This is a genomic window from Epilithonimonas arachidiradicis, assembly GCF_003610695.1.
Lineage (GTDB): Bacteria > Bacteroidota > Bacteroidia > Flavobacteriales > Weeksellaceae > Epilithonimonas > Epilithonimonas arachidiradicis.
Map to the genome: position 1 here is coordinate 1 of NZ_RAQH01000014.1, position 5,543 is coordinate 5,543.

Consider the following 5,543-nt stretch of genomic DNA (forward strand, 5'->3'; position numbering starts at 1 on the left):
AGCGCAGAAGGTCGGTAGAATAGAGAAAGGGTTTAAATTTAAGAGTTTAAGAAAACGATTAAAAAAAACTTGAAAAATATTTGCTGGAATAAAAAAGTTGCTTACTTTTGCAGTCCCGAATCGAGAGAATGGGAGCGCAGGAGGAGATAAGGAAAACATAACAAAATAGACTTCGAGGTTACGAAAAAAAACTTCAAAAAAGTTTTGGTAGTTTGAAAAACATTTTTTACTTTTGCACTCGCAAATCAGGAACAAGATGACAGATTAAGATTCCTGATGAAGCGAAAAGAACAAAGTTCATTGACATTAGATATAACAACCAAGTAAGGAAAAAACCAAAGCGTCAATTTTAAATTGAGTTTGAGTATAAGGACAAACAAACATACAATGGAGAGTTTGATCCTGGCTCAGGATGAACGCTAGCGGGAGGCCTAACACATGCAAGCCGAGCGGTAGATTGCTTTCGGGCAATTGAGAGCGGCGCACGGGTGCGGAACACGTGTGCAACCTGCCTTTATCTGGGGGATAGCCTTTCGAAAGGAAGATTAATACCCCATAATATAAGAAACGGCATCGTTTTTTATTGAAAGCTCCGGCGGATAAAGATGGGCACGCGCAAGATTAGATAGTTGGTGAGGTAACGGCTCACCAAGTCAATGATCTTTAGGGGGCCTGAGAGGGTGATCCCCCACACTGGTACTGAGACACGGACCAGACTCCTACGGGAGGCAGCAGTGAGGAATATTGGACAATGGGTTAGCGCCTGATCCAGCCATCCCGCGTGAAGGACGACGGCCCTATGGGTTGTAAACTTCTTTTGTACAGGGATAAACCTACCCTCGTGAGGGTAGCTGAAGGTACTGTACGAATAAGCACCGGCTAACTCCGTGCCAGCAGCCGCGGTAATACGGAGGGTGCAAGCGTTATCCGGATTTATTGGGTTTAAAGGGTCCGTAGGCGGATCTGTAAGTCAGTGGTGAAATCTCACAGCTTAACTGTGAAACTGCCATTGATACTGCAGGTCTTGAGTAAATTTGAAGTGGCTGGAATAAGTAGTGTAGCGGTGAAATGCATAGATATTACTTAGAACACCAATTGCGAAGGCAGGTCACTAAGATTTAACTGACGCTGAGGGACGAAAGCGTGGGGAGCGAACAGGATTAGATACCCTGGTAGTCCACGCCGTAAACGATGCTAACTCGTTTTTGGGTTTTCGGATTCAGAGACTAAGCGAAAGTGATAAGTTAGCCACCTGGGGAGTACGTTCGCAAGAATGAAACTCAAAGGAATTGACGGGGGCCCGCACAAGCGGTGGATTATGTGGTTTAATTCGATGATACGCGAGGAACCTTACCAAGACTTAAATGGGAAATGACAGATTTAGAAATAGATCCTTCTTCGGACATTTTTCAAGGTGCTGCATGGTTGTCGTCAGCTCGTGCCGTGAGGTGTTAGGTTAAGTCCTGCAACGAGCGCAACCCCTGTCACTAGTTGCTACCATTCAGTTGAGGACTCTAGTGAGACTGCCTACGCAAGTAGAGAGGAAGGTGGGGATGACGTCAAATCATCACGGCCCTTACGTCTTGGGCCACACACGTAATACAATGGCCGGTACAGAGGGCAGCTACACAGCGATGTGATGCAAATCTCGAAAGCCGGTCTCAGTTCGGATTGGAGTCTGCAACTCGACTCTATGAAGCTGGAATCGCTAGTAATCGCGCATCAGCCATGGCGCGGTGAATACGTTCCCGGGCCTTGTACACACCGCCCGTCAAGCCATGGAAGTCTGGGGTACCTGAAGTCGGTGACCGTAAAAGGAGCTGCCTAGGGTAAAACAGGTAACTAGGGCTAAGTCGTAACAAGGTAGCCGTACCGGAAGGTGCGGCTGGAACATCTCATTTTAGAGACTATACGTCAAAAAATATTAAAAGAGCCTTATACAAATAATAAAGCTTTGGTTTTTTTACTCGGTTGATTATATAAAAAATAAACCCACTAGAAATTAGTAAAGGGAAAGAGATAATTATTAATTAATAATTGTTAATTATTAATTATTAAATAGTCTCGTAGCTCAGCTGGTTAGAGCGCTACACTGATAATGTAGAGGTCGGCAGTTCGAGCCTGCCCGAGACTACTAATTGAAAAGACGGGAAGATAAAAGAGCCAAGAGCCGAGACTAAAGAATGAAAAGTCTTGAATCTAGCATCTTGAGTCTCTTAGTCTACTAGCGGGGAATTAGCTCAGCTGGCTAGAGCGCCTGCCTTGCACGCAGGAGGTCAAGGGTTCGACTCCCTTATTCTCCACAGTTTTGGAAAACTGGTTTAAAAGTTACGATTGGAGCCAAAAACAACAATTGTTCATCAGTTTGAAGAAAAGAAAAATAAGATCATTGACATTAACGGTAAAGACATCACAAAGAGAAAACCGAGCGCAATAAGCGCTTGAGTAACCTAAAAATAGGAAAGAAATCGTTAAGGGCGTATGGCGGATGCCTAGGCTTTCAGAGGCGACGAAGGACGTGGTAAGCTGCGAAAAGCTGCGGGGATCGGCACACACGAATTGATCCGCAGATGTCCGAATGGGGCAACCCAATACATTGAAGATGTATTACCTCGTAAGAGGAGCAAACCCGGAGAACTGAAACATCTAAGTACCCGGAGGAAAAGAAATCGAAGAGATTCCGTAAGTAGTGGCGAGCGAAAGCGGATTAGCCCAAAAGTCTTTATATATTTAGAAGAATGTTCTGGAAAGAACAGCCATAGACGGTGATAGCCCGGTATTCGAAAGGTATATAGAGATGATAAATGAGTAGGGCGGGACACGTGAAATCCTGTCTGAATATGGGGGGACCATCCTCCAAGGCTAAATACTCCTGAAAGACCGATAGTGAACAAGTACTGTGAAGGAAAGGTGAAAAGCACTTCGAATAGAAGGGTGAAATAGAACCTGAAACCGTACGCCTACAAGCGGTCGGAGCACCTATATGGTGTGACGGCGTGCCTTTTGCATAATGAGCCTACGAGTTAATTTTACTAGCGAGGTTAAGGACTTCAGGTCCGGAGCCGGAGCGAAAGCGAGTCTGAATAGGGCGCATAGTTAGTAGGATTAGACGCGAAACCTTGTGATCTACCCATGGGCAGGTTGAAGCTTTGGTAACACAAAGTGGAGGACCGAACCGGTTGACGTTGAAAAGTCTTCGGATGACCTGTGGGTAGGGGTGAAAGGCCAATCAAACTGGGAGATAGCTCGTACTCCCCGAAATGCATTTAGGTGCAGCGTTGCGACAAGTTTATTAGAGGTAGAGCTACTGATTGGATGCGGGGGAGTCAAATCCTACCAATTCCTGACAAACTCCGAATGCTAATAAATGTTTCGCAGCAGTGAGGGCATGGGTGCTAAGGTCCATGTCCGAGAGGGAAAGAACCCAGACCAACAGCTAAGGTCCCTAAATATATGCTAAGTTGAAACAACGCGGTTGGACTGCATTGACAGCTAGGATGTTGGCTTGGAAGCAGCCATTCATTTAAAGAGTGCGTAACAGCTCACTAGTCGAGCGGTCCGGCATGGATAATAATCGGGCATAAGCATATTACCGAAGCTATGGATTTATAATTTATTATATCTGGTAGGGGAGCATTCTATTTGCGCCGAAGCAGTATCGTGAGGTATTGTGGAGCGGATAGAAAAGAAAATGTAGGCATAAGTAACGATAAAGGGGGCGAGAAACCCCCTCACCGAAAGACTAAGGTTTCCTCAGCCATGCTAATCAGCTGAGGGTTAGTCGGGACCTAACGCGAACCCGAAAGGGGTAGTGGATGGACAATGGGTTAATATTCCCATACTTGCTCACACTAAAAAGGGGACGGAGTGACGTAGCTGCTGAAGACTGACGGAATAGTCAAGGCCTAGCCTTCGGGCGAAGCTGCTGTAGTGAACTCGCTTCCAAGAAAAGCCGAAGTGAAGCAACCCGTACCAAAACCGACACAGGTAGTCGAGGAGAGAATCCTAAGGTGCTCGAGTGAGTCGTGGCTAAGGAACTAGGCAAAATAGTCTCGTAACTTCGGAAGAAGAGACGCCATCAGCAATGGTGGCCGCAGTGAAGAGGCCCAGGCGACTGTTTATCAAAAACACAGGACTCTGCTAAATCGAAAGATGCTGTATAGGGTCTGACACCTGCCCGGTGCTGGAAGGTTAAGGAAGGGCGTTAGCGTAAGCGAAGCGTTTGACTGAAGCCCCAGTAAACGGCGGCCGTAACTATAACGGTCCTAAGGTAGCGAAATTCCTTGTCGGGTAAGTTCCGACCTGCACGAATGGTGTAACGATCTGGGCACTGTCTCAGCCACGAGCTCGGTGAAATTGTAGTATCGGTGAAGATGCCGATTACCCGCAATGGGACGAAAAGACCCTGTGAACCTTTACTATAACTTCGTATTGACTTTGAGTAAACAATGTGTAGGATAGGTGGGAGGCTATGAAGCTGGCACGCTAGTGTTGGTGGAGCCAACGTTGAAATACCACCCTTTGTTTACTTGGAGCCTAACTTCGAAAGAAGGACATTGCGTGGTGGGTAGTTTGACTGGGGTGGTCGCCTCCAAAAGAGTAACGGAGGCTTTCAAAGGTACCCTCAGCACGCTTGGTAACCGTGCGTAGAGTGTAATGGCATAAGGGTGCTTGACTGTGAGACCTACAAGTCGATCAGGTGCGAAAGCAGGACATAGTGATCCGGTGGTTCCGTATGGAAGGGCCATCGCTCATAGGATAAAAGGTACTCCGGGGATAACAGGCTAGTCTCCCCCAAGAGCTCACATCGACGGGGAGGTTCGGCACCTCGATGTCGGCTCGTCACATCCTGGGGCTGGAGAAGGTCCCAAGGGTTGGGCTGTTCGCCCATTAAAGTGGCACGCGAGCTGGGTTCAGAACGTCGTGAGACAGTTCGGTCTCTATCTATTGCGGGCGTTAGATGTTTGAGAGGACTTGATTCTAGTACGAGAGGACCGAATTGAACAAACCTCTGGTGTATCAGTTGTACCGCCAGGTGCACCGCTGAGTAGCTATGTTTGGAAGAGATAAGCACTGAAAGCATATAAGTGCGAAACTCGCCTCAAGATGAGACATCTTTTAAGGGTCGTTGGAGATGACGACGTTGATAGGCTACAGGTGTAAAGACAGTAATGTCATAGCCGAGTAGTACTAATTACCCGTAGATTTATAGCCTATTGGTTACATTGTCCAAGCGGTTATTGCGCAACCAAGGTTTACTCTTTGTGAAAGTTTTTATCGATTAAATAGATAAAAGAACCAAGATATAAGAATAAAGACAAAAGTCTGAGCTTCTATCTAGAATCTTAAATCTAATAAATATACTGTACAACCTTTTGTACAAACAGCCTTTAGGGTGGTTTTAGCAGAGGGGCTCACCTGTTCCCATTCCGAACACAGAAGTTAAGCCCTCTAGCGCCGATGGTACTGCGATAAGCGGGAGAGTAGGTCGCCGCCAGTTTTTTTAAACCTTCATTCTTTATTGAGTGAAGGTTTTTTGTTTT

The 5,543-nt window shown here is 46.4% G+C and carries 2 tRNA genes and 3 rRNA genes; all 5 read left to right on the forward strand.

From position 1 onward, the window contains the following. The first annotated feature begins 384 nt into the window (after positions 1 to 384). The 5 genes from BXY58_RS16800 (at position 385) to rrf (ending at position 5,500) form a co-directional block, all read left to right on the forward strand. Positions 385 to 1,901: ribosomal RNA gene (locus BXY58_RS16800) — 16S ribosomal RNA — on the forward strand. Between the two features lie 159 nt (positions 1,902 to 2,060). Beyond that, positions 2,061 to 2,134 (forward strand) — tRNA-Ile (locus BXY58_RS16805). A gap of 95 nt (positions 2,135 to 2,229) precedes the next feature. Beyond that, positions 2,230 to 2,303, forward strand: a tRNA-Ala gene (locus tag BXY58_RS16810). Positions 2,304 to 2,461: 158 nt separating this feature from the next. Beyond that, positions 2,462 to 5,214 (forward strand): 23S ribosomal RNA (locus tag BXY58_RS16815). 177 nt (positions 5,215 to 5,391) lie between these two features. Beyond that, a 5S ribosomal RNA gene (gene rrf / locus BXY58_RS16820) occupies positions 5,392 to 5,500 on the forward strand. Together the 16S, 23S and 5S rRNA genes with 2 tRNA genes alongside form the textbook arrangement of a ribosomal RNA operon. Positions 5,501 to 5,543 lie beyond the last annotated feature (43 nt).